Annotated in this window: 28 protein-coding genes and 1 other RNA gene; 10 read left to right on the forward strand and 19 right to left on the reverse strand. The window is 68.0% G+C overall.

Features of this window, described 5'->3' with window-relative positions:
- Positions 1-35: 35 nt before the first annotated feature.
- The 3 genes from MCHT01_RS18000 to MCHT01_RS18010 all read left to right on the forward strand — a co-directional run bounded on the left by MCHT01_RS18000 (position 36) and on the right by MCHT01_RS18010 (position 3390).
- Positions 36-1304, forward strand: coding sequence for an RsmB/NOP family class I SAM-dependent RNA methyltransferase (locus MCHT01_RS18000; protein WP_067067034.1), 1269 nt, complete (start codon positions 36-38; stop codon positions 1302-1304).
- 204 nt (positions 1305-1508) lie between these two features.
- Positions 1509-2732: a DesA family fatty acid desaturase gene (locus tag MCHT01_RS18005; RefSeq protein ID WP_067067036.1), complete on the forward strand. Its 1224-nt coding sequence runs from the start codon at positions 1509-1511 to the stop codon at positions 2730-2732.
- A gap of 136 nt (positions 2733-2868) precedes the next feature.
- The gene (locus MCHT01_RS18010) at positions 2869-3390 is read left to right on the forward strand and encodes a DUF3016 domain-containing protein (protein ID WP_169806156.1); all 522 of its coding nucleotides are present in this window, start codon (positions 2869-2871) and stop codon (positions 3388-3390) included.
- A gap of 131 nt (positions 3391-3521) precedes the next feature.
- On the opposite strand, the gene rpmG is transcribed toward MCHT01_RS18010, so the two are convergent.
- From rpmG to trxB, 3 genes are all read right to left on the reverse strand, one after another.
- Positions 3522-3692, reverse strand: a complete 171-nt coding sequence (rpmG, locus tag MCHT01_RS18015; protein ID WP_058934741.1) for a 50S ribosomal protein L33 — start codon at positions 3690-3692, stop codon at positions 3522-3524.
- 22 nt (positions 3693-3714) lie between these two features.
- Positions 3715-3948 (reverse strand): 50S ribosomal protein L28, encoded by a 234-nt coding sequence (gene rpmB / locus MCHT01_RS18020; protein WP_067067039.1) that lies wholly within the window; start codon positions 3946-3948, stop codon positions 3715-3717.
- A gap of 229 nt (positions 3949-4177) precedes the next feature.
- Positions 4178-5137 (reverse strand): thioredoxin-disulfide reductase, encoded by a 960-nt coding sequence (gene trxB / locus MCHT01_RS18025; RefSeq protein ID WP_067067041.1) that lies wholly within the window; start codon positions 5135-5137, stop codon positions 4178-4180.
- Positions 5138-5307: 170 nt separating this feature from the next.
- Here trxB and MCHT01_RS18030 point away from each other — a divergent pair, with 170 nt between their 5' ends.
- The 5 genes from MCHT01_RS18030 (at position 5308) to MCHT01_RS18050 (ending at position 11573) form a co-directional block, all read left to right on the forward strand.
- Complete coding sequence (locus MCHT01_RS18030) at positions 5308-5976, forward strand: Crp/Fnr family transcriptional regulator (protein WP_067067043.1); 669 nt, start codon at positions 5308-5310, stop codon at positions 5974-5976.
- A 109-nt stretch (positions 5977-6085) separates the two neighbouring features.
- Positions 6086-8458 (forward strand): DNA translocase FtsK, encoded by a 2373-nt coding sequence (locus MCHT01_RS18035; RefSeq protein ID WP_084452902.1) that lies wholly within the window; start codon positions 6086-6088, stop codon positions 8456-8458.
- 8 nt (positions 8459-8466) lie between these two features.
- Positions 8467-9126, forward strand: coding sequence for an outer membrane lipoprotein periplasmic chaperone LolA (lolA, locus tag MCHT01_RS18040; RefSeq protein ID WP_067067045.1), 660 nt, complete (start codon positions 8467-8469; stop codon positions 9124-9126).
- Positions 9127-9233: 107 nt separating this feature from the next.
- Entirely contained in the window at positions 9234-10601 is a 1368-nt protein-coding gene (locus MCHT01_RS18045) for a replication-associated recombination protein A (protein ID WP_067067047.1), read from the forward strand.
- Positions 10602-10604: 3 nt separating this feature from the next.
- Complete coding sequence (locus MCHT01_RS18050) at positions 10605-11573, forward strand: amino acid ABC transporter substrate-binding protein (RefSeq protein ID WP_067067049.1); 969 nt, start codon at positions 10605-10607, stop codon at positions 11571-11573.
- Here the strand turns inward: MCHT01_RS18050 and MCHT01_RS18055 are convergent.
- Complete coding sequence (locus MCHT01_RS18055) at positions 11488-12465, reverse strand: LysR family transcriptional regulator (protein WP_084452904.1); 978 nt, start codon at positions 12463-12465, stop codon at positions 11488-11490. The two genes, MCHT01_RS18050 and MCHT01_RS18055, sit on opposite strands and share 86 nt — an antisense overlap.
- 170 nt (positions 12466-12635) lie before the next feature.
- On the opposite strand from MCHT01_RS18055, the gene sugE reads away from it, so the two are divergent.
- Positions 12636-12956, forward strand: coding sequence for a quaternary ammonium compound efflux SMR transporter SugE (gene sugE / locus MCHT01_RS18060; protein ID WP_067067050.1), 321 nt, complete (start codon positions 12636-12638; stop codon positions 12954-12956).
- Positions 12957-13066: 110 nt separating this feature from the next.
- On the opposite strand, the gene MCHT01_RS18065 is transcribed toward sugE, so the two are convergent.
- The 7 genes from MCHT01_RS18065 to rpsU all read right to left on the reverse strand — a co-directional run bounded on the left by MCHT01_RS18065 (position 13067) and on the right by rpsU (position 18679).
- Entirely contained in the window at positions 13067-13705 is a 639-nt protein-coding gene (locus tag MCHT01_RS18065; protein WP_067067052.1) for a hypothetical protein, read from the reverse strand.
- Between the two features lie 198 nt (positions 13706-13903).
- On the reverse strand, positions 13904-14977 hold the full coding sequence (locus MCHT01_RS18070; protein ID WP_067067054.1) for a hypothetical protein: 1074 nt from the start codon (positions 14975-14977) through the stop codon (positions 13904-13906).
- Between the two features lie 51 nt (positions 14978-15028).
- Positions 15029-16624 (reverse strand): TRAP transporter large permease, encoded by a 1596-nt coding sequence (locus tag MCHT01_RS18075; protein ID WP_067067056.1) that lies wholly within the window; start codon positions 16622-16624, stop codon positions 15029-15031.
- Entirely contained in the window at positions 16621-17229 is a 609-nt protein-coding gene (locus tag MCHT01_RS18080; RefSeq protein ID WP_067067058.1) for a TRAP transporter small permease subunit, read from the reverse strand. Before MCHT01_RS18080 ends, MCHT01_RS18075 begins: the two co-directional genes overlap by 4 nt.
- Positions 17230-17477: 248 nt before the next feature.
- Positions 17478-17819, reverse strand: coding sequence for a protein tyrosine phosphatase family protein (locus MCHT01_RS18085; protein WP_067067059.1), 342 nt, complete (start codon positions 17817-17819; stop codon positions 17478-17480).
- Between the two features lie 35 nt (positions 17820-17854).
- Positions 17855-18301, reverse strand: a complete 447-nt coding sequence (locus MCHT01_RS18090) for a GatB/YqeY domain-containing protein (RefSeq protein ID WP_067067061.1) — start codon at positions 18299-18301, stop codon at positions 17855-17857.
- 165 nt (positions 18302-18466) lie between these two features.
- Positions 18467-18679, reverse strand: a complete 213-nt coding sequence (gene rpsU / locus MCHT01_RS18095) for a 30S ribosomal protein S21 (RefSeq protein WP_012346814.1) — start codon at positions 18677-18679, stop codon at positions 18467-18469.
- Between the two features lie 415 nt (positions 18680-19094).
- Between rpsU and MCHT01_RS18100 the strand changes: the two genes are divergently transcribed.
- Positions 19095-20114, forward strand: coding sequence for a GGDEF domain-containing protein (locus MCHT01_RS18100; protein ID WP_084452906.1), 1020 nt, complete (start codon positions 19095-19097; stop codon positions 20112-20114).
- Positions 20115-20219: 105 nt separating this feature from the next.
- On the opposite strand, the gene MCHT01_RS18105 is transcribed toward MCHT01_RS18100, so the two are convergent.
- The 8 genes from MCHT01_RS18105 to MCHT01_RS18135 all read right to left on the reverse strand — a co-directional run bounded on the left by MCHT01_RS18105 (position 20220) and on the right by MCHT01_RS18135 (position 25896).
- Complete coding sequence (locus tag MCHT01_RS18105) at positions 20220-20657, reverse strand: EVE domain-containing protein (protein ID WP_067067160.1); 438 nt, start codon at positions 20655-20657, stop codon at positions 20220-20222.
- A gap of 128 nt (positions 20658-20785) precedes the next feature.
- A non-coding RNA gene (gene ssrS, locus MCHT01_RS27990) (6S RNA) lies at positions 20786-20964 on the reverse strand.
- Between the two features lie 30 nt (positions 20965-20994).
- Positions 20995-21336, reverse strand: a complete 342-nt coding sequence (locus MCHT01_RS18110) for a cell division protein ZapA (RefSeq protein ID WP_067067063.1) — start codon at positions 21334-21336, stop codon at positions 20995-20997.
- Positions 21333-21620 carry a cell division protein ZapB gene (locus MCHT01_RS27470; protein ID WP_067067065.1) on the reverse strand — a complete coding sequence of 96 codons (288 nt, stop codon included), beginning with the start codon at positions 21618-21620 and terminating at the stop codon, positions 21333-21335. Before MCHT01_RS27470 ends, MCHT01_RS18110 begins: the two co-directional genes overlap by 4 nt.
- Before the next feature lie 78 nt (positions 21621-21698).
- Positions 21699-22337, reverse strand: a complete 639-nt coding sequence (gene nth, locus MCHT01_RS18120; RefSeq protein ID WP_067067067.1) for an endonuclease III — start codon at positions 22335-22337, stop codon at positions 21699-21701.
- Positions 22338-22378: 41 nt separating this feature from the next.
- Entirely contained in the window at positions 22379-23011 is a 633-nt protein-coding gene (gene rsxB, locus MCHT01_RS18125; RefSeq protein WP_067067162.1) for an electron transport complex subunit RsxB, read from the reverse strand.
- A 74-nt stretch (positions 23012-23085) separates the two neighbouring features.
- Positions 23086-24408: a polyhydroxyalkanoate depolymerase gene (locus MCHT01_RS18130; protein WP_067067069.1), complete on the reverse strand. Its 1323-nt coding sequence runs from the start codon at positions 24406-24408 to the stop codon at positions 23086-23088.
- Positions 24409-24693: 285 nt separating this feature from the next.
- Positions 24694-25896, reverse strand: a complete 1203-nt coding sequence (locus MCHT01_RS18135) for an amino acid aminotransferase (protein ID WP_067067071.1) — start codon at positions 25894-25896, stop codon at positions 24694-24696.
- Between the last annotated feature and the right edge of the window lie 146 nt (positions 25897-26042).

The following is a 26042-nucleotide window of genomic DNA, read 5'->3' on the forward strand; positions in this document are numbered from 1 at the left end:
GACCGGAATGCGGGCAGCCCTGGGATAATCCGGGGATGCATCCTAATGCCCTTCTCGAACTCTGCGCCGAACTCGTGGACAGCCTGCTGCTGTTCGACAAGCCGGCCGACGCCCTGGTCTCCGACTTCTTCCGCGCCAACAAGGCGCTCGGTCAGCGCGAGCGCCACACGCTCGCCGAAACCGCCTATGCCGTGCTGCGCAAGCGCCCGCTGTGGCAGCACCTGGCCCAGTCCGGGCACGGTCCGATGGCCCGCCGGCTGGCGATCCTCGCCTGGGCCGGCAACGAGGCCTTCCTGCGTGGCGCCCTGAGCGACCAGGAGCAGCAATGGCTCAAGCAGGTCGCCAAGATCGACCGCAACAAGCTGCCCGAGAAGCTGCGCCACAACCTGCCGGACTGGCTGGTCGACCCGCTGCGCCAGCGCCTGGGCGACGAGGAGTTCTGGAAGCTTGCCGACGCCGTGAACGAGGCGGCTCCTCTGGACCTGCGCGTGAACCTGCTGAAGGCCAAGCGCGAGGAGGTGCAGGCCGCCCTCGAGGCCAAGGGCTTCAAGTCGACGCCGACGCCGTTTTCCCCCTGGGGTCTGCGCCTGGAAGGCAAGCCGGCGCTGCAGAAGCTGGACGTCTTCACCAGCGGTCAGGTCGAGGTGCAGGACGAGGGCAGCCAGCTGCTGTCGCTGCTGACCGAGGCCAAGCGCGGCGAGATGGTGGTGGACTTCTGCGCCGGCGCGGGCGGCAAGACCCTGGCCCTGGGCGCGGCGATGCGCAACACCGGTCGGCTGTACGCCTTCGACGTGTCGGGGCATCGGCTGGACAAGCTCAAGCCGCGCCTGGCGCGCAGCGGGCTGTCCAACGTCTATCCGGTGCAGATCTCCAGCGAGCGCGATGACCGCGTCAAGCGCCTGGTGGGCAAGATCGACCGGGTGCTGGTCGACGCGCCGTGCTCGGGCCTGGGCACGCTGCGCCGCAATCCCGACCTGAAGTGGCGCCAGTCGCCGACCTCGGTGCAGGAACTGCACGACAAGCAGATCGCGATCCTGAACAGCGCCTCGCGCATGCTGAAGCCGGGCGGGCGCCTGGTCTACGCGACCTGCAGCCTGCTGGACGCGGAGAACGAGGCCGTCGCCCAGGCCTTCGCCGAGGCCCATCCCGACTTCACGCTGCTGCCCGCCCAGGACGTGCTGGCGCATGCGCAGGTCGAGGCCTCGCAGGCGGCGGCGCTCTCGGACAACGGCTATCTGCGCCTGTGGCCGCACCGTCATCAGAGCGACGGCTTCTTCGCCGCCGTCTGGGAACGGAAGAAGTAATTCCTATGGCGAACACGCGGAAACCCCGATGACATCGGGGGAATACGCGTTGTCCACTCGATCACGCCGAAGGCGCTTCCGGCTCGGAAGCGTCAAAAGACCGCTGCCTTCCGGGCATTGATCGTGGGCGAAATCTAGAGTGACTCGCCTACAATCGTGGCTTCTTGTCGACAACTGGCTCCTCGCGAGCAGGGTTAGGACCTAATGAACGTTTTGATGTCCGTGCACGACGCTCTCCTGAATTGGCTGAGCGATGGCCTGACCGGCGCCAGCTGGTGGCAGATCGTGGTGTTCACGCTGGTGGTGACGCATATCACCATCGCCGCCGTGACGATCTTCCTGCACCGCGCCCAAGCGCACCGGGCGCTGGACCTGGGTCCGATCCCTTCGCACTTCTTCCGCTTCTGGCTGTGGCTGACCACCGGCATGGTCACGCGCGAGTGGGTCGCCATCCACCGCAAGCACCACGCCAAGTGCGAGACCGAGGATGACCCGCACAGCCCGGTCACCCGCGGCATCAAGACCGTCATGACCCGCGGCGCCGAGCTGTATCGCGCCGAGGCCAAGAACGAAGAGACCATCAAGAAGTTCAGCCACGGCGTGCCGGACGACTGGATCGAGCGTCACGTGTACTCGGGCCGCTCGGTCTGGGGGGTGTCGCTGATGCTGATCATCGACGTCGCGCTGTTCGGCGTGGTCGGTCTGAGCGTCTGGGCCGTGCAGATGGCCTGGATTCCGATCTGGGCCGCTGGCGTGATCAATGGTGCGGGCCACTACTGGGGTTACCGCAACTTCGAGGCGACCGACGCGTCGACCAATGTGTCCCCGTGGGGCCTGATCATTGGCGGCGAAGAGCTGCACAACAACCACCACACCTATCCGACGTCGGCCAAGTTCTCGGTCAAGCCTTTCGAGTTCGACATCGGCTGGGGCTACATCCGCGCGATGGAGATGATCGGCTGGGCCAAGGTTCGCAAGACCGCGCCGCAGATGAAGACGGGCGAGCTGAAGGCCGTGGCCGACAAGGACACGCTGGAGGCGATCATCGCCAACCGCTACGAGGTGATGGCGCGTTACGCGCGCGAGCTGCGTGGCGCCTGCGCGGCCGAGCTGGCCAAGCTGAAGGATGCCGGCGAGCAGCACAGCGACAAGTTCAACCAGTTCAAGGCCGCCAAGCGCTGGCTGCACCGTGACGCGGAGAAGATCCCGGCGGCCTATCAGGCGCAGCTGGATGGCGCCCGCGCCGCCAGCCCGGTGCTGGACAAGCTGGTCACGATGCGTGAAGAGCTGCGTCAGCTGTGGACCCGCACGAACGTGTCGGCTGAGCAGCTGGTCCATGACCTGCAAGCCTGGTGCCGCAAGGCCGAGGAAAGCGGCATCGCCGAGCTGAAGGCTTTCGCGCAGGGTCTGCGCGCCGTTCGCGCCTGATCGGCGGAGGTCTCATCCTCACAGAGTGATGCTCATCACTCTGATGTTTGAACGAATGCAAAGGGCGCCCACTTCGGGCGCCCTTTTTCATTGGCGCGCCCATAATTTGTCGGGACTGTCACACAAGGAGATTGCCATGACTGCCTCGAAGTGGGTTCGCGGCCTGAGGGCTGGGCTGATGGTGTTGTCGCTGGGGGCGGTGGCTGCTGCCGCGCACGCGCAGGCCGAAGTCAAGTTCATCAAGCCTGAGAACTTCAGCGACATCGGAGACAACGCGCGCGATCGCGAGACCGCGATGAATCAGCTTGCCGAGCACATCAAGACGGTGGCGGCTCGCGAGTTGCCGGGCAAGCAGCTGGCCATCGAGGTCACGGATGTGGACCTGGCGGGTGAGCTCGAGCCGCGTGGCGTGACGGCGCAGCGTCTGCGTGTGCTGCGCACGGTGACCATTCCGCGCATGGAGTTCAGCTATACCTTGAGCGAGAACGGCCAGGTGTTGAAGTCTGGCAAGGCCAGCATCAAGGACATGAACTACCAGCTCTCGTCGGCCAACCGCTACTTCGAGAGTGAGCCGCTGCGCTACGAGAAGAAGATGCTGGACGACTGGTTCGCCAAGGATCTGCTAGGCAAACAGGGCATCGAGCGCGCCTCGCGTTGAGCCCTGGGTGGTCCGTGCAGGCACCGCTCGGCGGATGTCTGCATGCGAGGCGATCCGCCAAAAGAAAAACCCGCCGAGAGGCGGGTTTTGTCTTTCAAGGGGGCGGATGCGGGATCCGCCGACCGGCTGAATTACTTCAGCTTGGTTTCCTTGTACAGCACGTGCTTGCGTGCCTTGGGGTCGAACTTCATGAATTCCAGCTTTTCGGGCGTGGTCTTCTTGTTCTTGTTGGTGGTGTAGAAATGACCGGTGCCGGCAGTGGATTCCAGCTTGATCTTTTCGCGTCCGCCTTTGGATGCCATGGTGTCGCTCCTGGTTCAGTGATTAGGCTTGACCGCGGGCACGCAGGTCGGCCAGCACGGCGTCAATGCCGTTCTTGTCGATCAGTCGCAGCGCGGCATTGCTGATGCGCAGACGGACCCAGCGGTTTTCGCTCTCGACCCAGAAACGACGATATTGCAGGTTCGGGAGGAACCGGCGCTTGGTTTTGTTGTTGGCGTGGGAAACGTTGTTTCCGACCATGGGCTTCTTGCCCGTGACTTCGCAGACGCGTGCCATGAGGACACTCCGATACTTGTCATCCGGCGACCAACCCATTCGCCCCGGCCTCAATGCCGAGCCGCGGGTGGCGGCCTCACCTCGCCATAGGGTGGCGGTATCCCATTTTCCCCGCGTCGAATTCCTTCACAGGATGTCGGCGCAAGAAAGACCGCGAGTGTAGCAGGAAACAAGCGGCCCGCGCAAAGGCGGGCCGGTCGCGGGGCGCGGCGGTTCCGCGCCGCGCCGATCAGGCGCTTTCCTGCTCGAGGAAGCGCTGTGCGTCCAGGGCGGCCATGCAGCCGGTGCCGGCGCTGGTGATGGCCTGGCGGTAGACGTGGTCCTGCACGTCGCCGGCGGCGAACACGCCGGGCACGCTGGTCATCGTGGCGAAGCCTTCCAGGCCGCTCTTCGTGCGGATGTAGCCGTCCTTCATCTCGATCTGGCCCGCGAAGATGTCGGTGTTGGGCTTGTGGCCGATGGCGATGAAGCAGCCCTGCAGCTTGATGTCGCGCGTCGTGCCGTCCTGCGTGCTCTTGATGCGCACGCCGGTGACGCCGCTGGCGTCGCCCAGCACCTCGTCGAGCGTTTGGAAGACGTGCAGCTCGATCTTGCCGGCCTTGACCTTGTCCATCAGCTTGTCGACCAGGATGGGCTCGGCGCGGAACTTGTCGCGGCGGTGGATCAGGTGGACCTTGCTGGCGATGTTGGACAGGTACAGCGCCTCCTCGACCGCGGTGTTGCCGCCGCCGACGACACAGACTTCCTGCTCGCGATAGAAGAAGCCGTCGCAGGTCGCGCAGGCGCTGACGCCGCGGCCCATGAAGGACTCCTCGGACGGGAGGCCCAGGTATTGCGCCGAGGCACCGGTCGCCAGGATCACCGCGTCCGCCGTGTACACGGCGCTGTCACCGGTCAGCGTGAAGGGGCGCTTGGAGAAGTCGACCGTGTTGATGTGGTCGAAGACGATCTCGGTCTGGAAGCGCTCGGCATGTTCCTGGAAGCGCTGCATCAGCTCGGGACCCTGCACGCCCATCACGTCGGCCGGCCAGTTGTCGACCTCGGTGGTCGTCATCAACTGGCCGCCTTGCGCCATGCCGGTGACCAGCAGCGGCTTGAGGTTGGCGCGGGCCGCGTAGATGGCGGCGGTGTAGCCGGCGGGGCCGGAGCCGAGGATCAGGAGTTGGGCGTGGCGGGTGGTGGGGCTCATGGCTCGGAGATGGGGAGTTCGGGGTCGAACGCAAGGGTCGGAAGGCTACGGCCTAAACCCTATGAACAACCGTGAACAAATTGGCACAATGCATCCATTCTAGGTGGCGGGTCCCTCTGCCATCCTCTCGACCTCGATTGACCCTAACCCCCGACAGGAGTGACCGCTTCATGGCCATGTTGTCCAACTTGGATCTGATCCGCAGGGTCCCGTTGTTTTCCCTGCTGACCGCCGACCAGGCCCAGTCCATCGCCGACAGCGTCGTCAAGCGGCGCTTCAAACGTGGCGAGCTGATCGTCGAGCAGGGCACCAAGTCCAACGCTCTGTTCATCCTGCTGAACGGCCGTGCCCGCGTGCTGACCGCCGACAGCCGCGGCCGCGAGGTGATCCTCGCGGTGCTGCAGCCCGGCGACTACGTCGGCGAGATGAGCCTCATCGACAACGAGCCGCACTCGGCCACGGTCCGCGCGGAAGTGCAGACCGACATGCTGGTGCTCGGCCGCGCCGATTTCGCGCGCGGCCTCCCCGAACCCTCGTCGCTCGCCTACGGCATCCTGCGTGGCCTCGTCGCGCGTCTGCGCAACGCCGACCGCCAGATCGAGTCGCTCGCGCTGCTCGACGTGTACGGCCGCGTGGCGCGCACGCTGCTCGACATGGCCGAGGAAGAGAAGGGCGTGAAGATCATCCGTGGCAAGGTGTCGCGCCAGGACATGGCCAAGGTCGTCGGCGCGTCGCGCGAGATGGTCAGCCGCGTCATGAAGGACCTCGAGGACAAGGGCGTCATCGAGACGCTCGAGAACGGCTCCGTGGTCATCAAGGAACGGCTGCAGCACGATTGAGCGCGGCCCCGCGGTCGCCCGCCGCTCCCTGGCGCGGCGACCAACGAATCTTCACCATGCGACCCGACCCCGCGCCTGAAGCGCGGGGCTTGTGCGTCACAATCGCGGGATGAGTTTTCCCGGTTCCCTGCTGGGCGGCGACGACGCCGCCACCGAGCGCCCCGCGCCGGCGCGCAAACCCAAGAAGGCGGCCAAGCCGCCGGCGGCCGCGCCGACTCCGGCCAGTCCGCTGCGCACGCCCCTGTGGCTGCTGGCCAGCGGTCTCGTGTGGTGCCTGGTCTTGCTCGCGCTGGTCAGCCATGACCGCGCGGACGCCGCCTTCAGCACCGCCGGCAGCCAGGCGCTGACGCACAACCGCGTCGGCGCGCTCGGCGCCTGGATCTCCGACCTGCTGCTGTTCGGCTTCGGCTATTCCTGCTGGTGGCTGATGCTGGTGTCGCTGCGCTCGTGGCTCAGCGGGCTGGCTCGGCTGCTTCGCGCCGACGACAGCATCGTCCCGTCGGTCAAGGACCGTCTGCCCACGCTGGCCGGCCTGTTGCTGCTGCTGGCCGCGAGCTGCGCGCTCGAATGGACCCGCCTCTATCGCTGGGAGGCGCATCTGCCCGGTCACGCCGGCGGCGTGCTGGGCTATTTGCTGGGCCCGGCCAGCATGAAGCTGCTGGGCTTCGCCGGTTCCGGCGTGGTGTGGATCGCCGTGCTGGTCGCGGGCGTGTCGCTGGCGCTGAAGTTCTCGTGGCTGCGTCTGGCCGAGCTGATCGGCACCGGCATCGAGGGCCTGCGCGAGAAGCGCGAATCGCGTCGCGAGATCGCCGAGGACAAGCGCGTCGGCAAGGAGGCCAAGCGCGAGCGCGAGGCCGTCGTCGAGGTCGAGCGCCACATCGAGGAAGAGCACCACATCCCCATCGTCATCGAGCCGCCGGTGGTCGAGGTCCCCAAGTCCACGCGCGTCATCAAGGAACGCCAGCAGACGCTGTTCACCGACCCGAGCGACGCCAAGTTGCCGCAGGTCGACCTGCTGGACGCGCCTCCTCCCCGCATCGAGACGGTCACGCCCGAGTCGCTGGAAATGACCAGCCGCATGATCGAGAAGAAGTTGAAGGACTTCGGCGTCGAGGTGCGGGTGGTGGCGGCCTCGCCCGGCCCGGTGATCACGCGCTACGAGATCGAGCCGGCGACCGGCGTGAAGGGCTCGCAGATCCTGGGTCTGGCCAAGGACCTGGCGCGCTCGCTGAGCCTCACGTCCATCCGTGTCGTCGAGACCATCCCGGGAAAGAACTACATGGCGCTGGAGCTGCCCAATGCGCGCCGCCAGACCATCCGCCTGTCCGAGATCCTGGGCTCGCAGGTCTACGCGGACGCGTCGTCCTCGCTGACCATGGGCCTGGGCAAGGACATCGTCGGTCTGCCGGTGGTGGCCGACCTGGCCAAGATGCCGCACTGCCTGGTGGCCGGCACGACCGGTTCGGGCAAGTCGGTGGGCATCAACGCGATGATCCTGTCGCTGCTCTACAAGGCCGAGGCCCGTGACGTCCGCCTGATCCTGATCGACCCGAAGATGCTGGAAATGAGCGTCTACGAGGGCATCCCGCACCTGCTGGCGCCCGTGGTCACCGACATGAAGCAGGCGGGCAACGCGCTGAACTGGTGCGTCAACGAGATGGAGCGGCGCTACAAGCTCATGTCCAAGATGGGCGTGCGCAACCTGGCCGGCTACAACAAGAAGATCAACGACGCCGCCGAGCGCGAGGAGAAGATCCCCAACCCGTTCAGCCTCACACCCGAGGAGCCGGAGCCGCTGGATCGGCTGCCCCACATCGTCGTCGTCATCGACGAGCTGGCCGACCTGATGATGGTGGTCGGCAAGAAGATCGAGGAGCTGATCGCGCGTCTGGCGCAGAAGGCCCGCGCGGCCGGCATCCACCTGATCCTGGCGACGCAGCGCCCCTCGGTCGACGTCATCACCGGTCTGATCAAGGCCAACATCCCGACGCGTCTGTCGTTCCAGGTCTCGAGCAAGATCGACTCGCGGACCATCCTGGACCAGATGGGCGCCGAGGCGCTGCTGGGCATGGGCGACATGCTCTACATGGCCTCGGGCACCGGGCTGCCGGTGCGCGTGCACGGCGCCTTCGTCAGCGACGACGAGGTGCACCGCGTGGTCGAGTACCTGAAGGAACAGGGCGGCGAGCCCAACTACATCGAGGGCATCCTCGAGGGCGGCGTGCTCGATGGCGACGGTGGTGGCGACGGGCTGCCCGGCCTGACCGCCGGCGGCGACGGCGAGTCCGACCCGATGTACGACCAGGCGGTGGCGGTGGTCCTGCAGCACAAGCGGGCGTCGATCTCGCTGGTGCAGCGCCATCTGCGCATCGGCTACAACCGGGCCGCCCGTTTGCTGGAGCAGATGGAGAAATCCGGCCTGGTGTCCTCCATGGCCACCAACGGCAACCGCGACATCATCCCGCCCCGGAGCGAGGAGTGAACTTCCCCATGACCCATCCGATCCCATCGACCCGGTCCCGGGCCGTGCGCGCCCTGGCCGCCCTGGTGCTGGCCGGCACGGCCGCGATGGCCCATGCCGACGGCGTTTCCGCGCTGCAGAGCTTCGTCAGCGAGGTCAAGAGCGGCCGCGCCAGCTTCACCCAGACGGTCACCTCGCCGGACGGCAAGCGCAAGAAGACGAGCACCGGCAGCTTCGAGTTTCAGCGCCCGAACCAGTTCCGCTTCACCTACGGCAAGCCCTCGGACCAGGTCATCGTCGGCGACGGCAAGGAAGTCTGGGTCTACGACCCGGATCTCATGCAGGCCAGTGTCCGCAACATGGACCAGGCGCTGGGCGCGACCCCGGTCGCGCTGCTCGCCGGTGGCGACCTGTCCAAGGATTTCACCTTGAAGGCGCAGCCGGCGGTCGGCGGTGTCGAGTGGGTGCAGGCCACGCCCAAGCGCGAGGGCGCCGGGCTGCAGAGCCTGCGCCTGGGCTTCAAGGGCCGCGAGCTGTCGGCGCTGGAGATCATCGACGGCTTCGGCCAACATTCGGTGATGCAGTTCAGCGCGGTCGAGGTCAACGCCAAGGTTCCCGCCGAGCGCTTCCGCTTCACGCCGCCGACCGGTGTCGACGTCGTGCGCCAGCAGGCGCCCCAGCAGCCCTGAACCCGCGGCGACCCCGCCACCACTTCTCGCGTCGCCCCGCTGATCTTCGTCCCTTCTGATCGTCTCTTCCCGGCTCTGGCACGCCTGATCGTCCTGGCCTCACGTCGATGAGCAACGCTTCCCTGTTCCCGGACGAGTTCGCCCCCGTGCCGGTCCCCGGTTCCGCCGCCGCGCCCGGCGCGCATGCGCCGCTGCCCGAGCGGCTGCGGCCCCGCAAACTCGACGAGGTCGTCGGCCAGCGCCATCTGCTGGGTGACGGCATGCCGCTGCGCGTCGCGCTCGAGAGCGGCCGGCCGCACTCGATGATCCTGTGGGGGCCGCCGGGTGTCGGCAAGACCACGCTGGCGCGCCTGATGGCGCAGTTCTTCGACGCGCAGTTCATCGCGATCTCGGCCGTGCTGGGCGGCGTCAAGGACATCCGCGAGGCGGTCGAGCGCGCCGAGGTCGCGGCCGGGCAGGGGCGCCGCACCATCGTCTTCGTCGATGAGGTGCATCGCTTCAACAAGGCGCAGCAGGACGCCTTCCTGCCGCACGTCGAATCGGGGCTGTTCAGCTTCATCGGCGCGACGACGGAGAACCCGTCCTTCGAGGTCAACTCGGCGCTGCTGTCGCGGGCGACGGTGCACGTGCTGAAGTCGCTCGACGAGCAGGACATGCGGGAGCTGCTCGCGCGCGGTCGCGCGGCGCTCGGCGCGCCTCCCATCACCGAGGCCGCCACGCTGCGCCTGATCGGCTATGCCGACGGCGACGCGCGCCGGGTGCTCAACACGCTGGAGACGGTCGCGCAGCTGACGCCGGCCGGCACGGCCGAGATCGACGAGGCGCTGCTCGAGCGCACCTTGGGCGAGCAGCTGCGTCGCTACGACAAGGGCGGAGACCAGTTCTACGACGTGATCTCGGCGCTGCACAAGTCGGTGCGCGGCTCCAATCCGGACGCGGCGCTGTACTGGCTGGTGCGGATGCTCGATGGCGGCGTCGATGCGCGCTACATCACGCGACGCCTGATCCGCATGGCCAGCGAGGACATCGGCAACGCCGACCCGCGCGCGCTGCGTCTGTGCCTGGACGCGGCCGAGACCTACGAGCGACTGGGCTCGCCCGAGGGCGAGCTGACGCTGGCGCAGGCGGTGGTCTATCTGGCGATCGCCCCGAAGTCGAACGCCGTCTACAACGCCTACAACAATGTGCGGGCGCTCATCAAGCAGGACGCGTCGCGACCAGTGCCGGTCCATCTGCGCAACGCGCCGACCCGGCTCATGAAGGAGCTCGGCTACGGCAAGGCCTACCGCTACGCGCATGACTTCCCCGGCGCCTACGTGGCGGGCGAGCAGTACCTGCCGGACGGCCTCGAGGACCAGCGCTTCTACGAGCCGGTGCCGCGCGGACTGGAGATCAAGATCGGCGCGCGGCTCGACGAGCTGCGGCGCCTGGATGCCGAGGCGCGCGACGGCGGCGAACCCGGCGGCGAGGGCTGATCGATGACCGCGCTGCGCTCACGGATCCTCGCGTCGGCCCTCGTGCTGACGACGTTCCTGGGCGCCGCGCCCGCGCAGGCGGCGCCCGCCTCGGCCTCCGCGCCGCTGCGCACCGCCCAGCCCGCGGAGGGGCCGACGCTGACGCGCATCCGCGAGACCGGCGTCATCGTCATCGGCTACCGGCCCGCATCGGCCCCGTTCTCCTATCTGGACGCGCAGCTGCGGCCCACGGGTTACTCGGTGGAGCTCTGCGAGCGCGTCATCGCCTCGCTGCGCACACGCCTGAAGCTGCCGGACCTGGAGGTGCGCCGCGTGGCGGTGGGCTCGGCGACCCGCATGCCCATGGTCACCAACGGCACCCTGGACATGGAGTGCGGCATCACCACCAACACCGCCGAGCGGGCCCGCAACCAGGCCTTCTCGCTGACGATCTTCGTGGCGGAGACCCGGTTGATGACGCGCCAGGGCGAGCGGGCCGAGAGCCTGGCCGACCTGCGCGGCCGTCCGGTGGTGAGCACCATCGGCACGACCAGCATCCAGTACCTGGCCAAGATCAACGAGCAGCAGGGGCTGGGCATCCGCATCGTCGCGGGGCTGGATGATCCGGACGCGTTCCAGCTGCTGCGCAGCGGCCGCGCCGACGCCTTCATGATGGACGACGTCATCATCCGCAGCCTGCTGGCGCAGCAGGGCAACGGCGTGTCGCCCGGCGATTACGTGCTGTCCGAGCGCGCGTTGACGGTCGAGCCTTACGCGATCGGCCTGAACCGCGACGATCCGCTGTTCAAGTCCATGGTGGACGAGGTGCTGGTGTCGCTGTACCGCAGCGGCGAGATCCACGCGATCTACCGCCGCTGGTTCGAGTCCCCGTTGCCGCCGACCGGCATCAACCTGAAGTTGCCGATGAGCGCCGCTTTCCGGCGCGTGATCGCGCAGCCGACGGATTCGCCGGATCCGGAGCGCTACCGCTGAGCGTGGCGCTGGCGCCCATCAGCTCGACGAAGCGCCGCGCCGCCAGGCCCAGCGGGCGGTTCTGTGTCCAGGCCACGTCGACGTAGAGCTGCAAGGCCGTCGTGAAGTTGCCGGCCGGGATCTGCACGAGCTCGCCCGAGGCCAGCGCCCCGCGCACGAAGCCCGACGGCAGCCAGGCCCAACCCAGTCCCGCCGACACCAGACGCAGCGCCGCCACCGGGCTGTCGGTCCGCCACTGCGTGCGCGAGACCGAGATCCGCTTGTCCACGTCGCAGGCGTCGCGGCCGGCGACCAGGATCTGGCGCTCGCCGATGAGGTCCTCGTCGCGCAGCGCGCTCGTGGTCGCGCGAGCGAGCATCGGGTGGGAGGCGGCGACCACCGCGAGCAGGGTCTCGCGGGCGACCTCCTGGAAGCGTTCGGCGGGATCCAGGCCCTGGCGCTCGAAGACCAGCGCCAGATGCGCGCGGCCGGATTTCAGCATGGCCAGCGCGTCGGCCTGCGGCGCGGTCAGCACCTCGACCTCCAGCAGCGGGAACTCGGCCGACAAGGTCCCGAGCGCGTCGCTCCAGGGGGTGGCGGCCACGAGCTCCGGCACGACGGCGATGACCAGCGTGGGTTCCAGGCCTTGCGTCATCGACAGCGCATGGCGGTTGAGCTGGCCGAGCTGCTCGGCGATGCGCCGCGCCTGGGGCACCAGCGCGAGCCCTTGCGGCGTGGCCACCGGCTCGCGGCCGGTACGGTCGAACAAGCTCAGGTCGAGTTGCGCCTCGAGGTTGGCGATGGTCATGCTGACCGCCGAGGGCACTCGTCCCAGCGCCCGTGCCGCTGCGGAGAACGAGCCGTGATCGATGGCGGCCAGGAAGACGCGCAGGTTGTCGAGATCGAAGGCCATGGCCGGGGAGGGCGCGGGAAGCGACCTGTCAGAAGTCCTGAAGGGTTCTGACTTTATCCATCAGTTCAGGAAACATACAGTCCGGGCCTTCGAGACGTCGCGGCGATGGCGCGACGACCGCATGGGCGGCGCGACGCGTCCGCGACGACAACCCGATGAAGGAGTGAGCGATGGTGTGGGGAATCCTGTTCCTTGCCGGACTGTTCGAGATCTGCTGGGCCGTGGGCCTGAAGTACACCGAGGGCTTCACCCGGCTGTGGCCGACGGTGGGCACGGTGACGGCGATGACGGTCAGCGTGGTGCTGCTGGGGCTGGCGCTCAAGCACCTGCCCGTGGGGACCGCCTACGCGATCTGGACCGGCATCGGCGCGGTCGGCACCGCGATCGCGGGCATGGTGCTGCTGGGCGAGTCCGCCTCCCTGGCGCGACTCGCCTGCATCGGCCTGATTGCCACCGGCATCATCGGCCTGAAGCTGGTGACGCCGCAGTGAGCGGTCCGGCGTTCCGGGCGCGCCGCCACCGGGCGTCCGGGCGGGCGCTCCAGGACGGCATGGCGCGCCTCACGGCGCGCGCCTGGAGGCTCGGCGGCGATCGATGACGATCAATGACGCTCGATGTCGTGGATCGCGCCTTGCTGGGCCCAGACCTGGACGGTCGTGAGCGGAACCGAGACGGTCTTGTCCTCGAAGTAACCGGCGCCATTCAACTTGCTCGCGTCCCCGATGTCGCGCTCCGCGCCGCGGACCTTGTTGTAGCCGACGTGCGGCATCTCCAGCTCCAGCTTGTCGTCGGCGACCTGCTTCACGCGGATCACGCCGTAGGTCGAGCCCGCCTCGCCGGTCAGCTTGTTCAGGTCGATGACGTAGAGGTCGCCCACGGCCGGCGCGGCGGTGTAGTCGGTGACGTGATGGCTGCGGCCGTCGGAGGCGATCTTCCCGTACACCCCCAGCGCGCCGATCACGAGGACCAGGCCCAGCCAGCCGAAGCGCTGGGTCGCCGGGATGGGGTTCTTGGTCAGCTTGGGCTCGACCTCCTTGGCGGGCAGCTCGGCGCCGCGCTGGCAGACGTCGCAGACCAGCAGGTACTTCTTGCTGGAGACCCACTGGAACACGTGGTACAGGTGATGGATCTTGTACTGGAGCGCCAGCTTGAACGGTCGCTCGCGCTCGCAGGTCTGGCAGTGGTGGTGGGCTTGCACGCCCAGGTCGGCGACGGCGCCCTTGGATCCCCAGATCAGCATGTCGGTTCTCTCCCTCGTGGTCGGTGTGGCGGACGTGGATCGTCCGCTCGGATCAGGCGCGCACCCTATCAGCCTCTCGGGGGCGGCTCGGGCCGCGCGCGCGGGAAAGCAGCATAGGACTGACGTATTCCTCGGAAAATCCTGAGTTCCTGGGGGGATCTTGGGGGAGACATGACGCGTCGCGGCGACGCGGCGCGATCAGCGGAAGGCCTTCAGTGCGTCACGACCCGCCGGCGTCAGGAAGGGCTGTACCGCGCTCAGCGGCAGCGACACGTCCTCGGCGCAGGGCGTCATCGCGTAGGACGCCTGGGTGTGGAAGACCAGGTGGCCGACCTCGGGATGGATCGAGTCGCCGCGCCAGCGGACTTCGGTCAGGCATTCGGCGTCGACGGCGCCGTTGCCCTCGCCCTTGTAGGTCTTCATCAGCAGTCGCCCGAGCCGCGAGTCCGACGGGATCTCGTCACGCAGCGTGGGCAGGATCCATTGCTGGACATCGACCGCGGCGCCCGTGTCGGCGCGGTAGGTCCTGTAGCCGTCGCCGTGCCAGGGATGGGCACCGCCGCAATAGCCCTCGGCGTGCGTATCGATGACCACGAAGCTGGCGTTCCACGCGGCGACGCTCAGGCTCTGCGAGGACTCGTAGCCCGCCTCCGGGCCGCGATCGCGGCGCCCCTGCGCGACGCATTCCACGTGCTCGAGGACAGCGTCCACCGACTGCGTCCACAACGTGGCGTTGAGCGCCGCGATACCCGGCGTCGAGCCGACCAGTCGCACGCCGAGGTTGCCCGCGCCGCCGGCCTCCGGGAAGTTCAGCACCTCGTAGCGGAAGGCGCCGATCTTCTCGGTCTTGGCCACGGTCGCCTTCAGTCCAGCCTTGCGTGCGACGTTGTACTGGTCGTCCTTGATCGCTCGCGCGCTGACCGGCAGCTTCTTCGTGCCGTCCGGCGAGCGCCACTCGCCGCTGAGCGTGGTCGCGTCGCAGCTCAGCTGCAGGCGGCCGGTGAGCTTCTCCTTGGTGTCGAGCTCGCGCCAGCGGCCGGCCGCGCCGTCCGGGACCAGCGTCAGGTCGGACAGCGAGGCGCGGTAGTAGTAGCGGCCCGCGGCGGGGCGGTCGTCCTGCGCGGGGTCCAGGTCGATGGACACCGGCGTGCCGCCGAGGGTGCCGGCCCAGGTGCCCTGGCCGCAGCCCGCGGCACGGGCCGTGACCGGCAGCGCCATCGCGGCGATCAGGCTGAGGAGGGTGACGGGCAGGAGGGAGGTCGGGGCACGCATGCGGGCGACTGTAGCGTCCGCCCGCCGTGGGCGCGCCCGTCGATGGTCACGCTACTTCTTCTCTTCGAGCGAGCGTCGCACGGCTTCCATCGGATCCTCGGGCGCCGCCGCGGGGGAGGAGGCGGCCTGCGCGGGCGCGCTGCCGGACGCGGCCGATGCCGCGCCGGGCAAGCCGAACAGGGCGTTGAGGTCCGCGTTCGGGTCCTGGCCGCGGTCCTTCTGGCCGGCGTCCATCTCCAGCAGTTGCTGGGTCGCCTTGTCGGTGTCGATCGCGCCCTGCTTGTCGAGGAACACGGTCACCGTCTGCGGGAAGAAGATGACGATGGCCACCAGCAGCAGCTGCATGAACACCCAGGGGATCGAGCCCATGTAGATGTCGGTCGACGACACCGGGCGGGGGAGCGAGCCCTTCTTGTAGAGCGAGTCCGCGATGCCGCGCAGGTAGAACAGCGCGAAGCCGAAGGGCGGATGCATGAAGCTGGTCTGCATGTTCACGCAGAGCATCACGCCGAACCACACCAGGTCGATGCCCATCTTCTGCGCCACCGGCCCGAGCAGCGGCAGGATGATGAAGGCGATCTCGAAGAAGTCGAGGAAGAAGGCCAGGAAGAAGATGAACAGGTTGACGACGATCAGGAAGCCCACCTGACCGCCGGGCAGGCCGGTCAGCATGTGCTCGATCCACCTGCCGCCCTCGACGCCCTGGAAGACCAGCGAGAAGGTCCGCGACCCGATCAGGATGAACACCACCATCGCGGTGATGCGCATGGTGCTGATCATGGTGTCCTTGACCAGCGGCCAGCTCAGGCGACGGTGCAGCGCGGCCAGGATGAAGGCGCCGACGGCCCCCATGGCGCCGGCCTCGGTGGGCGTGCAGATGGCCGAGTCCATGAAGGGCAGCCCGCCCATCGACCCCAGCACCGCGAAGATCAGCACCGCCGACGGGATGATGCCGCGCAGGCACTTGGCCCACAGCGCCCAGCCGTTCAGCGTGCGCGCCGACCTGGGCACGCCGGGCACGTGCTCCGGCTTGAAGCGGCTGAGCAGGAAGGTGTAGGCCGCGAAGATCAGCGCCTGCAGGATGGATGGCCCCCAGGCGCCCTTGTACATGTCGCCGACCGAGGGCCCCAGCTGGTTGGCCAGCACCACCAGCACCAGTGACGGTGGCACCAGCTGCGTGATCGTGCCCGAGGCCGCCAGCACCCCGGTCGCGTAGCGCATGTTGTAGCCGTAGCGCATCATGACCGGCAACGAGATCATCGCCATCGCGATCACCTGGCCCGCCACCGTGCCGGTGATCGCGCCCAGGATGAAGCCCACGATGATGACCGAGTAGCCCAGCCCGCCGCGCACCGGCCCGAAGAGCTGGCCCATCGAATCGAGCATGTCCTCGGCCAGCCCGCATTTCTCCAGCAGCGCGCCCATCAGCGTGAAGAAGGGGATCGCCAGCAGCAGCTCGTTGGACAGGATGCCCAGCACGTTGGAGGGCAGGGCTTGCATGAAGGCCAGCGGCATCCAGCCTTGGCTCACCGCGAAGACGCCGCAGGCCAGGCCCAGCGCGGCCAGCGAGAAGGCGACGGGGAAGCCGATCAGCATGACGAAGATCAGCCCCGCGAACATCAGCGGGGGAAACTGTTCCATCGTCATTGCAGCGGCCTCTCGTAGTGGGTGTCCATCTCGATGCGCCCGGTCAGGTAGCCGATGCGCTTGATCACCTCGGAGAGGCCCTGCAGGGTCATCAGGGCGAAGCCCAGCGGCAGCGTCGCCGCCGCGGGCCACAGGATCAGGCCGCCGGCGTTGCCGGAGTACTCGCCGCTGCTGATCAGTTTCCACAGGTAGCCGGCCAGGCCCAGCGTCGCCACGCTGTCTCCGGGTCGCATGCCGGTCGTGAGCTTGACCAGGAAGAGGTCCCAGGACAGCCAGCCCGCGTAGGCCATCACGGGTAGCAGGAAGACGATCAGGCCGAACAGGTCGACGAAGACCTTGCCGTGGCCGCGCAGCCGCGTGTAGACGATGTCCACGCGCACATGCTCGTTCAGGCGCAGGACCTGCGCCGCGCCCAGCATCACGCAGGCGGCGAACAGGTACCACTGGATCTCGAGGAAGGCGTTGGAGCTGATGTCCAGCGCATAACGGATCAGCGCGTTGGCGGCGCTGATGAAGCACGACAGCAGGACAGCCCAGGCGGCAGCGCTGCCGAACCGGTCCGTCAGCCAGTCGATGCCCTTGGCGAGTGCAAGCAGGGCGTTCATCGACGAGTCCGAGTCTCCATCCGAGCCCCTGACGGCGAGGCCCTTGTCTTGTGTAGACCCGCACTGTAGCCAGCGGCCGCTGACGGCAGGCTGATTCGCGGCGTCGCTGCGGGAAAGCACCGACGCCGATGCGGCGCGACTGTGGCGCAAATGAAAACGCCCCGGCACACGGGGTGTCGGGGCGTGGTGGGAGGCGGTGCGCCGCGTCGGTGCGGCGTGAAGCCGCGCGCCGCGGTGGATGCCCGCGATCAGAGCTGCGAGGCGGCGGCGAAGAGCTTGGTCGAGCGCGCGCCGGAGCGGCAGAAGGCCAGCACCGGCGTGGGCACCTCGTCCAGGATCGCGCGCATCGCGGCGATCTCTTCCGGCGACTGGTAGCCGCCCTGCACCGGCAGGTGGCGGTAGACCAGGCCGGCCGCTTCGGCGGCTGCGCGGACCTGCTCGCTGGTCGGCTGGTCCGGACCGCCTTCGAAGTCCGGGCGGTTGTTGATCACGGTCTTGAAGCCGGCCGCGGCCAGCGAGGCCATCGTGTCCGGCGTCAGCTGCGGCGCGACGCAGAACTCGGGCGTCAGTTGAGAGACGGTCAGTTCCATGATGGGAGCTCCGGAGGTTGCGGGCGGGGCGGGGGTCAGCCCGCCAGCGCGGCCTTCACCGCGGCGGACACCAGGCCCATGTCGGCCTTGCCGGCCAGCTTGCCCTTGACGGCGCCCATGACCTTGCCCATGTCGCCCGGGCCCTTGGCGCCCAGCTCGGCCACGATCGCGGCGACCTCGGCCTGGATCTCGGCTTCGCTCAGGCGCTGCGGCAGGTAGGCCTCGAGCACCTTCAGCTCGGCGCTTTCCTTGTCGGCCAGATCCTGGCGGCCGGCGGCGCTGAACTGGCTGATCGAATCCTTGCGCTGCTTGATCAGCTTGTCGACGATTGCGACCAGCATCACGTCGTCGACCTCGACGCGCTCGTCGACTTCCTTCTGCTTGACCGCGGCCAGCAGCATGCGGATGGTGCCCAGCTTCTCGCTGTCCTTGGCGCGCATCGCGGTCTTCATGTCTTCGGTGATCTGGGCTTTCAGGCTCATGGGGACTCCTGGGAATTCGGTGGATCGATACGACGGAACGACGCTCGCGGGTGCATCGGAAAACAAAAAAGCCCGCGGCAGCGTCCTGCGCGGGCTTTCGTGCCGTTCGGGCGGTGGGGTGGATTGTGCAATCGACCCCGGTGCCGAAGCAGTCCGATCAGTCGATCAGTACAGCTTCTTGGGCAGCTGCATGCTGCGCACGCGCTTGTAGTGACGCTTCACGGCGGCGGCCTTCTTGCGCTTGCGCTCGGCAGTCGGCTTCTCGTAGAACTCGCGGGCGCGCAGCTCGGTGAGCAGGCCCAGCTTCTCGATCGTGCGCTTGAAGCGGCGCAGGGCGACGTCGAACGGCTCGTTTTCTTTGACGCGAATGGTGGTCATGAAGTTCCTTCAAATAGCGGTCGGTGTTCGCTGGGGATGTCCATGTCTCCATGGACTTCGAAGCGGATATCCGGATTCCACTTCCGAATCGACGCGCAGGGTTTGCCAGCAAAACGCGCATTCTAGCCTCAATTTCCACCCTCCGCCACAACATTGGCCGACGCGCGTCACGGTCCGCCGCGAGGTAACGGGACGTGACATTTTCACGCGTTGGCGGCGAAGGGGCTTTTCCCGGCCTCCGGCGGGCGCGGGGCAGCCGGCGTGCCGGTCGGGGCCACGCTAGGATGACCAGCCCCAAGCTTAGGGGGAGTGACGCCGGAACCTCTCTGTCGGCACTTGCCCGGGCAGGGGTCCGCTTCTACATTCCCTCATCCACCATTCGATCGCCAGGGGCATCCCTGGCCCGGCCCGCCCCATGGAATTTCAAGCCGTCGCGCCCCCGGCGCCCGCCAGTTTCGATGCCTGGCTGGCATCGGTGGGATCGCAGCAGGCGGCCGTCGCGGCCGGCCTGCTCAGCCTGCTGGAGCCCACCGGCGCCTGCCTGGCGGTGAAGTCCATGGCCACCGGCCGCTACGTCTTCGCCAGCCCGGGCATGGGCGAGCTCTTCGGACATGCCGAGACCGGCATCGTCGGCCATGCCGACGCCGACCTGCTGCGCAGCGACGAGGTCCAGGCCATGCGCCGCTCGGAGCAGGCCGCGCTGGCCCAGCGCGGGGTGGTGAGCTCGGAACACCGGCTCGAGTTCAACGGCCGCCGCCGCGAGTTCATGGTCACGCGCTTCCCGCTGGGGCAGGACTACGTGATGGCCCTGTGGAGCGACAAGACCGAGGAGCGCCACCGCGAGACGCATCTGCAGCGCGCGCTCCAGCAGCTGGAGCAGCAGCAGAAGTCGCTCGAGCAGATGCGCCGCGAGCTCCAGCAGGGCAGCGGGCGCGACGAGACTTCCGGCCTCTACATGCGCGCGCAGTTCGATGACCAGCTGCTGCGTGAGATCGATCTCTCCACGCGAGAGCATCGTGAGTTCACGCTGGTGCTGATCGCGCTGGATCCCTCGTCGGCCGAGGCGGAGCTGGGCGCGGAGGCGCGTCAGAGCCTGCTGGAAGGCCTGGGGCGCATGCTGCGCGCCAACACCCGGGCGATGGACGCGGCCTGCCGCATCGGCGAGGACCTGTTCGCCGTGCTGTTGTCTGGCGTGGGCCTGGCCACCGCCCATGCGCGGATGGAGCAGCTGCGCCGCCAATGCCATGCGCAGATCGTGGTGCTGCAGGGGCAGGACCTGGGCCTGTCGCTGTCCATGGGCGTGGCCAGCTTCCCGCACACCGCATCGCGCCAGGAAGAGCTGCTCGGCGCGGCCGAGATGGCCGTCAAGGAAGCGCAGCGCCGCGGCGGCAATCAGGTGGTGCTGGCGTCGATCCCCTTCGGACTCGGCGGCTGAGCGCCGATCGACGCGGTCGCGCGACCGCGTTGTCACCGGCGCAAGCAGAAGGGGCCCTCGGGCCCCTTCGTCGTTCTGGCGAGCGGGTCGCGGCGGGCCGCGAGCTCAGGTCAGCAGCGCGTGCAGATGCGCCCATTCCTCCGGCGTGACCGGCGTGATCGACAGCCGATTGCCCGGCTGAAGGGTGCGCATGTGGGCGAGCACCGGATCGCGCTTCATCGCCGCCAGGCTCAGCAGCGGCGTCTTGCGGACGAAGCGCACATCGACATGCAGCCAGCGCGGCTCCTCGCGCTTGGACTTGGGATCGAAGTAGGGGCTCTTCGGATCGAACTGGGTCTCGTCGGGATAGGCGGTGCTGCTGACCTCGGCCAGGCCCGCGATGCCGGGCTCGGGGCAGGACGAGTGATAGAAGAGCACGCCGTCGCCGACCCGCATCGCGTCACGCATGAAGTTGCGTGCCTGGTAGTTGCGCACGCCGGTCCAGGGCAGTTCGCCCGCGGCCTGCAGGTGATCGATCGAGGCCTCGTCCGGTTCGGACTTCATCAGCCAGTACTGGCGGGCGTCCTTCGATGGGGTCGTGCTCAAGGCTGCTCCTTCGTGTCGGTCCGACAAGGCGCCCGATGGGCGATCGCGCATGAAAAAACCGCGCCTGGGCGCGGTTTCGGGAAGAGGTGTCCACGGCGAGCCGTGAGCCGCATTCCTGAACCCAAGGGGTACAGGTGGGCGAGGTCAACATGGCTTCGGGTTCATCTGACGCGAGACGCTCACACCAGCCAGGTAATGTTCCAAGCCCTTGCTCGCGAGAGCATCGGTTCAAGGAAATATAGAACTCACGCGAACGCAGTGGACGGGGTGGATTCTAAGCGCCGCGCGAGAGGCTTCACAGCAGTTGCCCGTCTTGGACAAGGGCTTCGTCGAGCCGCTTCATCAGCGTTTCAAGATCGGGTAGCGCTTCATTCGGCGTGCCCGCCGCGCGGGTTTCACCAGGCGTTGCATTCGTTGCATCGCCGTCGGCGCCGGCAGCCGAATCGCTCAGCGAGAAGGCCAGGTTCAGCGCGGCCAGCACCGCGATGCGCTCGCGAGCCTTGATGCGGCCGGCGTCGCGGATCGCGCACATCTCCTTGTCGACGCGGGCCACGGCCTTGGTCAGCGCGGCTTCGCCGCCTTCCGGGCAGCCGAGCAGATAGCTCTGGCCCATGATCGTGACTTCCATTTGCTTCATGCGCCTGTCTTTCGGGATTCGGGGGAGGAGGGGCTCGCGGCGTCTTGAGCGGACGTGGCGGCCGGGGATTCGGCGCTGTCGAGCAGGTCGGTGACTTCCATCGGCAGGCGGTCCAGCAGCGCGTCGATACGCGAACGCGCGGCCGAGAGGCGAGAGCGCAGGCTGTCGCGCTCGAGCGTGAGCGCCTGGACTTGCTGCTCGAGCAGCGTATTCGTGCGCTTCTGCTCCTCGTGGCGCACCAGCAGGCGCTCCACGCGGTCGACGAGGTCGTTGATGCTGGACATGACTTCCCTGACGGACGGAACGCCGGGATTGTAGGCGGGCGTCCCCCCGACCTTCGGTCGGTCGGTAGCGGAAAGTTGTCAGCGCGCGGCCGCCATCGGCGCGCTGTCGCACTGCGCGACCACGGCGCAGCGCTCGCACAGCGGACGGCGTGCCTGACACACGTAGCGGCCGTGCAGGATGAGCCAGTGATGCGCGTCGACGAGGAATTCCTCCGGCACGCGCCGGAGCAACTGCTGCTCGACCTCGAGCACGTTCTTTCCCGGCGCCAGTCCGGTCCGGTTGCCGACGCGGAAGATGTGCGTGTCGACCGCCATCGTGGCTTCGCCGAAGGCGACGTTGAGCACCACGTTGGCCGTCTTGCGGCCGACGCCCGGCAGCGACTCCAGCGCCTCGCGGCTGCGCGGCACCTGGCTGTCGTACTGCTCGACCAGGATGCGGCAGGTGGCGTAGAGGTTCTTGGCCTTGGTCTTGTACAGGCCGATCGTCTTGATGGCGTCGGCCAGCTTCTCCTCGCCCAGGTCCAGGATCTTCTGCGGCGTGTTGGCGACGACGAAGAGCCGTCGCGTCGCCTTGTTGACGCCGACGTCGGTCGCCTGGGCCGACAGCAGCACCGCGGCCAGCAGTTCGAACACGCTGGCGTACTCGAGCTCCGTCTGCGGCGAGGGATTCGCGGCGCGCAGGATCTCGAAGAACTCGCGGATCTGGGTCTTGTTCATGGCGGTGGGCGGGAGCGGATCTCGGAAGGGATCGCGGACGATCAGGCGCCGCGCTTGGCGCGAGCGCGGGCCAGCGCGGCCTCGATGACGGCGCGCTTGCGGTCGAGCTGCGCGGGCTCGGTGAGCCGGGATTCCTGCTCGAGGTGGGCCAGCTTGTGCTCGGCCTTGGCCTCGAGGCGCTCGTCGTTCTCGCGCTGGTCGCGCGCGACGCGGATCTCGTGCCAGCGGTAGCGCGCGCGGGCGCGCTCGGCCTGGGGCTCGCTCCACGCCGCCCAGCCGCTGCGGCCAGGGGTGACGTCGGTCAGGGAGATGCAGTCCACCGGGCAGACGGGGATGCAGAGTTCACAGCCGGTGCAGTCGGCATCGATGATCACGTGCATCTGCTTGTTGCTGCCGACGATCGCGTCGACCGGGCAGGCCTTGATGCAGAGCGTGCAGCCGATGCACCAGTCCTCGTCGATGACGGCCAGACGGCGCGGGCCCTCGACGCCGTTCTCGGGATTGAGCGGCAGCGGCGCGCGCGCGGTGATCGCGGCGAGCCGGGCGATGCCTTCGGCGCCGCCGGGCGGGCACTGGTTGATCGCCGCCTCGCCCCGCGCGATGGCGTGGGCGTAGGAGTGGCAGTCCGGGTAGCCGCAGCGCGTGCACTGCGTCTGCGGCAGCGCCAGGTTCAGGCGCTCGACGAGATCGTCGAAGGCCTGGGACGGGGCGCTGGCGGTCGGGTCGGTGGGGACGACGGGGGCGGGATTCACTCGGTCGGCTTGGGCGTGCGACGCGCCGCCGGACGGGAACCAGAGGCGCGCTTGGCCGCGGCGGGCTTGTGCAACGGGGCCGCATCGTACCTGGCAATGAAGTCCCGGATCACCGGATAGACCTTCTCGCGCCAGCGCCGGCCCGAGAAGATGCCGTAGTGGCCCGCGCCGATGGCGTCGTAGTGGACCTGGTCCTTGGCCGCGATGCCGCTGCACAGCTCATGCGCGGCCTTGGTCTGGCCGGCGCCGGAGATGTCGTCCAGCTCGCCCTCGACGGTCAGCAGCGCGGTGCCGGTGATGTCCTGCGGACGCACCAGCTGGCCGCCCACGTCCCAGGTGCCGTTCACCAGCGCGAAGTCCTGGAAGACGGTCTTGATGGTGTCCAGGTAGTACTCGGCCGGCATGTCCAGCACGGCGTTGTACTCGTCGTAGAAGCGGCGGTGGGACTCGACGTTGTCGTCGTCGCCGCGGATCAGGTCGAGGAAGTAGTCGTAGTGCGAGCTCAGGTGGCGATCGGGGTTCATCGCCACGAAGCCGGTGTGCTGCAGGAAGCCGGGATAGACCTCGCGGCCAGCGCCGGGGTAGGTCGTCGGGACGCGGTAGATGACGTTGTTCTCGAACCAGCTGTAGCTCTTGTTCATCGCCAGGTTGTTGACCGCGGTCGGGCTCTTGCGAGCGTCGATCGGGCCGCCCATCATGGTCATCGAGCGCGGCGTGGTCTCGCCGTTGGAGGCCATCAGCGAGATGGCCGCCAGCACCGGCACCGTCGGCTGGCAGACCGAGATCACGTGGCAGTCCTCGCCGACATGGCGGATGAAGTCCTGCACGTAGTAGATGTAGTCGTCGAGGTGGAAGGGGCCGGCCTCGAGCGGGACCATGCGGGCGTCGGTCCAGTCGGTGATGTAGACCTTGTGGTCCTTGAGCAACTGCTTGACGGTGTCGCGCAGCAGCGTGCTGTGGTGGCCCGACAGCGGCGCCACGACCAGCACGGTCGGCTGCGCCTTCATCTTCTCGAGGACCTTGGAGTCGTCGGTGTAGCGCTTGAAGCGCAGCAGGCGGCAGAAGGGCTGCTCCAGCGCGACCAGTTCCTGGACCGCGACGTCGACGCCGTCGACCTCGACGCTGGTGATCTCGAATGCCGGCTTCTCGTATTCCTTGGCCAGACGGTGCATCAGGTCCAGGCCGGCCGACACGCGGTGGGACAGCGGCGTGTGGGCGAAGGGGGAGAGCGGGTGGCTGTACAGCTTGGCCGAGGCGCTGGCGAATTCGGCGAACGGGCTCAGCAGCGCGCGCTGCGTTTCATAAAGCTGATAGAGCATCTGGCGACCTCGTGAGGGGAGGGAGGCTGGCGAAGGAACCGGAAGAGACTGCGGGACCGCCGGTCGGCATGCACGTTGTGCAATGCAGCAATTCTAGGTCCCGGTTCCTGGAAGTGTGTGTCGCCCACGTGGCGCGCAAGGCCCGAACAGGGACTTCGAACCCGACTATTCCGCCATAAATGCGCAGGGCCGGCCCGCTTGCGGCGGGTCGGCCCTGAGAGAGATCCGGAGACCGTGACGCCTCCTCGCGCCGATCGTGCGATCAGCGCATCGAGGCGTCAGGGCTCATGCCTTCTTGACGGCGGCGATCGCGGCGGCGACCGGCTTCAGGTTCTTGCTGTTCAGCGCGGCGACGCAGATGCGGCCCGAGTCCACGCCGTAGACGCCGAACTCCGCGCGCAGGCGCTGCATCTGCTCGGCGGACAGGCCGCTGTAGCTGAACATGCCCTTCTGGCGGGTGACGTAGCTCAGGTCGTCGGCGATGCCGGCGGCCTTCAGCTCGGCGACCAGCGCCTCGCGCATCTGCTTGATGCGCACGCGCATGCCGGCCAGTTCCTCTTCCCACTGGGCGCGCAGCGCGGGCGTGGACAGCACGGTGGCCACGACCTGGGCGCCGTGCGTCGGCGGGTTGGAGTAATTGGTCCGGATGACGATCTTGAGCTGGCTCAGGACCTTGGTCGCCTCGTCGGCCGAGGCGCAGACCACGCTCAGCGCGCCGACGCGCTCCCCATAGAGCGAGAAGCTCTTGGAGAAGCTGGTCGAGACGAAGAAGTCCAGGCCGGCGGCCAGGAACTGCTGGATCACCGCGCCGTCCTCGGCGATGCCCTCGCCGAAGCCTTGATAGGCCATGTCCAGGAAGGGGACCAGGTTCTTGGCCTTGACCGCGGCGACCACCTGCGTCCACTGCTCGGGCGTCAGGTCGTAGCCGGTCGGGTTGTGGCAGCAGGCGTGCAGCACGATGACCGTGCCGGCCGGGGCGGCGTTCAGCGCGCCCAGCATCGCGGCGAAGTCGATGCCGCGGTTGGCGGCGTCGTAGTAGGGGTAGGTCTCGACCGGGAAGCCGGCGTTGGTGAACAGCGCGCGGTGGTTTTCCCAGGACGGGTCGGAGATCAGCACCTTGGCATCCGGGTTCAGGCGCTTGAGGAAGTCGGCGCCGATCTTCAGGCCGCCGGTGCCGCCCAGGGCTTGGACCGTCGCCACGCGCTTGCTCTTGAGCACGTCGCTGTCGGCGCCGAAGACCAGGCCTTGCACGGCCGCGTCATAGGCGGCGATGCCGTCGATGGGCAGGTAGCCGCGCGGCTTGGGGGCGGCTTGCATCTGCGCTTCCGCGGCGGCGACGCAGGCCAGCAGCGGCAGCTTGCCGTTGTCGTCGTAATAGACGCCCACGCCCAGGTTGACCTTGTTGGGATTCGAGTCGGCGTTGAATTGCTCGTTCAGACCCAGGATGGGGTCGCGGGGGGCCATGGCGACGGCGGCGAACAGGGACATGAGAGGCTTTCCTGACAGTGCGTTGGCAAGAGCGGAGAGGGCCGGATCCGGAGAAACCCGTCCGGCTGCGCTACGCTGTCGCGTCCTGACGCCCGAGGCGCCTCCTGAGCGCCCAGCGAAGCCCGCCGATTGTAGGCAGGGAACAC

The sequence above is a fragment of the Mitsuaria chitosanitabida ATCC BAA-476 = NBRC 102408 genome (assembly GCF_001598255.1).
In the GTDB taxonomy this organism is placed as follows: domain Bacteria; phylum Pseudomonadota; class Gammaproteobacteria; order Burkholderiales; family Burkholderiaceae_C; genus Roseateles; species Roseateles chitosanitabidus.

What these genes read in the sequence shown, in the direction of transcription:
- MCHT01_RS18000 (WP_067067034.1), top strand. Translation starts at nt 36, where the DNA reads ATGCATCCTAATGCCCTTCTCGAACTCTGCGCCGAACTCGTGGACAGC.
- MCHT01_RS18005 (WP_067067036.1), top strand. Translation starts at nt 1,509, where the DNA reads ATGAACGTTTTGATGTCCGTGCACGACGCTCTCCTGAATTGGCTGAGC.
- MCHT01_RS18010 (WP_169806156.1), top strand. Translation starts at nt 2,869, where the DNA reads ATGACTGCCTCGAAGTGGGTTCGCGGCCTGAGGGCTGGGCTGATGGTG.
- rpmG (WP_058934741.1), bottom strand. Translation starts at nt 3,692, where the DNA reads ATGGCATCCAAAGGCGGACGCGAAAAGATCAAGCTGGAATCCACTGCC.
- rpmB (WP_067067039.1), bottom strand. Translation starts at nt 3,948, where the DNA reads ATGGCACGCGTCTGCGAAGTCACGGGCAAGAAGCCCATGGTCGGAAAC.
- trxB (WP_067067041.1), bottom strand. Translation starts at nt 5,137, where the DNA reads ATGAGCCCCACCACCCGCCACGCCCAACTCCTGATCCTCGGCTCCGGC.
- MCHT01_RS18030 (WP_067067043.1), top strand. Translation starts at nt 5,308, where the DNA reads ATGGCCATGTTGTCCAACTTGGATCTGATCCGCAGGGTCCCGTTGTTT.
- MCHT01_RS18035 (WP_084452902.1), top strand. Translation starts at nt 6,086, where the DNA reads ATGAGTTTTCCCGGTTCCCTGCTGGGCGGCGACGACGCCGCCACCGAG.
- lolA (WP_067067045.1), top strand. Translation starts at nt 8,467, where the DNA reads ATGACCCATCCGATCCCATCGACCCGGTCCCGGGCCGTGCGCGCCCTG.
- MCHT01_RS18045 (WP_067067047.1), top strand. Translation starts at nt 9,234, where the DNA reads ATGAGCAACGCTTCCCTGTTCCCGGACGAGTTCGCCCCCGTGCCGGTC.
- MCHT01_RS18050 (WP_067067049.1), top strand. Translation starts at nt 10,605, where the DNA reads ATGACCGCGCTGCGCTCACGGATCCTCGCGTCGGCCCTCGTGCTGACG.
- MCHT01_RS18055 (WP_084452904.1), bottom strand. Translation starts at nt 12,465, where the DNA reads ATGGCCTTCGATCTCGACAACCTGCGCGTCTTCCTGGCCGCCATCGAT.
- sugE (WP_067067050.1), top strand. Translation starts at nt 12,636, where the DNA reads ATGGTGTGGGGAATCCTGTTCCTTGCCGGACTGTTCGAGATCTGCTGG.
- MCHT01_RS18065 (WP_067067052.1), bottom strand. Translation starts at nt 13,705, where the DNA reads ATGCTGATCTGGGGATCCAAGGGCGCCGTCGCCGACCTGGGCGTGCAA.
- MCHT01_RS18070 (WP_067067054.1), bottom strand. Translation starts at nt 14,977, where the DNA reads ATGCGTGCCCCGACCTCCCTCCTGCCCGTCACCCTCCTCAGCCTGATC.
- MCHT01_RS18075 (WP_067067056.1), bottom strand. Translation starts at nt 16,624, where the DNA reads ATGACGATGGAACAGTTTCCCCCGCTGATGTTCGCGGGGCTGATCTTC.
- MCHT01_RS18080 (WP_067067058.1), bottom strand. Translation starts at nt 17,229, where the DNA reads ATGAACGCCCTGCTTGCACTCGCCAAGGGCATCGACTGGCTGACGGAC.
- MCHT01_RS18085 (WP_067067059.1), bottom strand. Translation starts at nt 17,819, where the DNA reads ATGGAACTGACCGTCTCTCAACTGACGCCCGAGTTCTGCGTCGCGCCG.
- MCHT01_RS18090 (WP_067067061.1), bottom strand. Translation starts at nt 18,301, where the DNA reads ATGAGCCTGAAAGCCCAGATCACCGAAGACATGAAGACCGCGATGCGC.
- rpsU (WP_012346814.1), bottom strand. Translation starts at nt 18,679, where the DNA reads ATGACCACCATTCGCGTCAAAGAAAACGAGCCGTTCGACGTCGCCCTG.
- MCHT01_RS18100 (WP_084452906.1), top strand. Translation starts at nt 19,095, where the DNA reads ATGGAATTTCAAGCCGTCGCGCCCCCGGCGCCCGCCAGTTTCGATGCC.
- MCHT01_RS18105 (WP_067067160.1), bottom strand. Translation starts at nt 20,657, where the DNA reads ATGAAGTCCGAACCGGACGAGGCCTCGATCGATCACCTGCAGGCCGCG.
- MCHT01_RS18110 (WP_067067063.1), bottom strand. Translation starts at nt 21,336, where the DNA reads ATGAAGCAAATGGAAGTCACGATCATGGGCCAGAGCTATCTGCTCGGC.
- MCHT01_RS27470 (WP_067067065.1), bottom strand. Translation starts at nt 21,620, where the DNA reads ATGTCCAGCATCAACGACCTCGTCGACCGCGTGGAGCGCCTGCTGGTG.
- nth (WP_067067067.1), bottom strand. Translation starts at nt 22,337, where the DNA reads ATGAACAAGACCCAGATCCGCGAGTTCTTCGAGATCCTGCGCGCCGCG.
- MCHT01_RS18130 (WP_067067069.1), bottom strand. Translation starts at nt 24,408, where the DNA reads ATGCTCTATCAGCTTTATGAAACGCAGCGCGCGCTGCTGAGCCCGTTC.
- MCHT01_RS18135 (WP_067067071.1), bottom strand. Translation starts at nt 25,896, where the DNA reads ATGTCCCTGTTCGCCGCCGTCGCCATGGCCCCCCGCGACCCCATCCTG.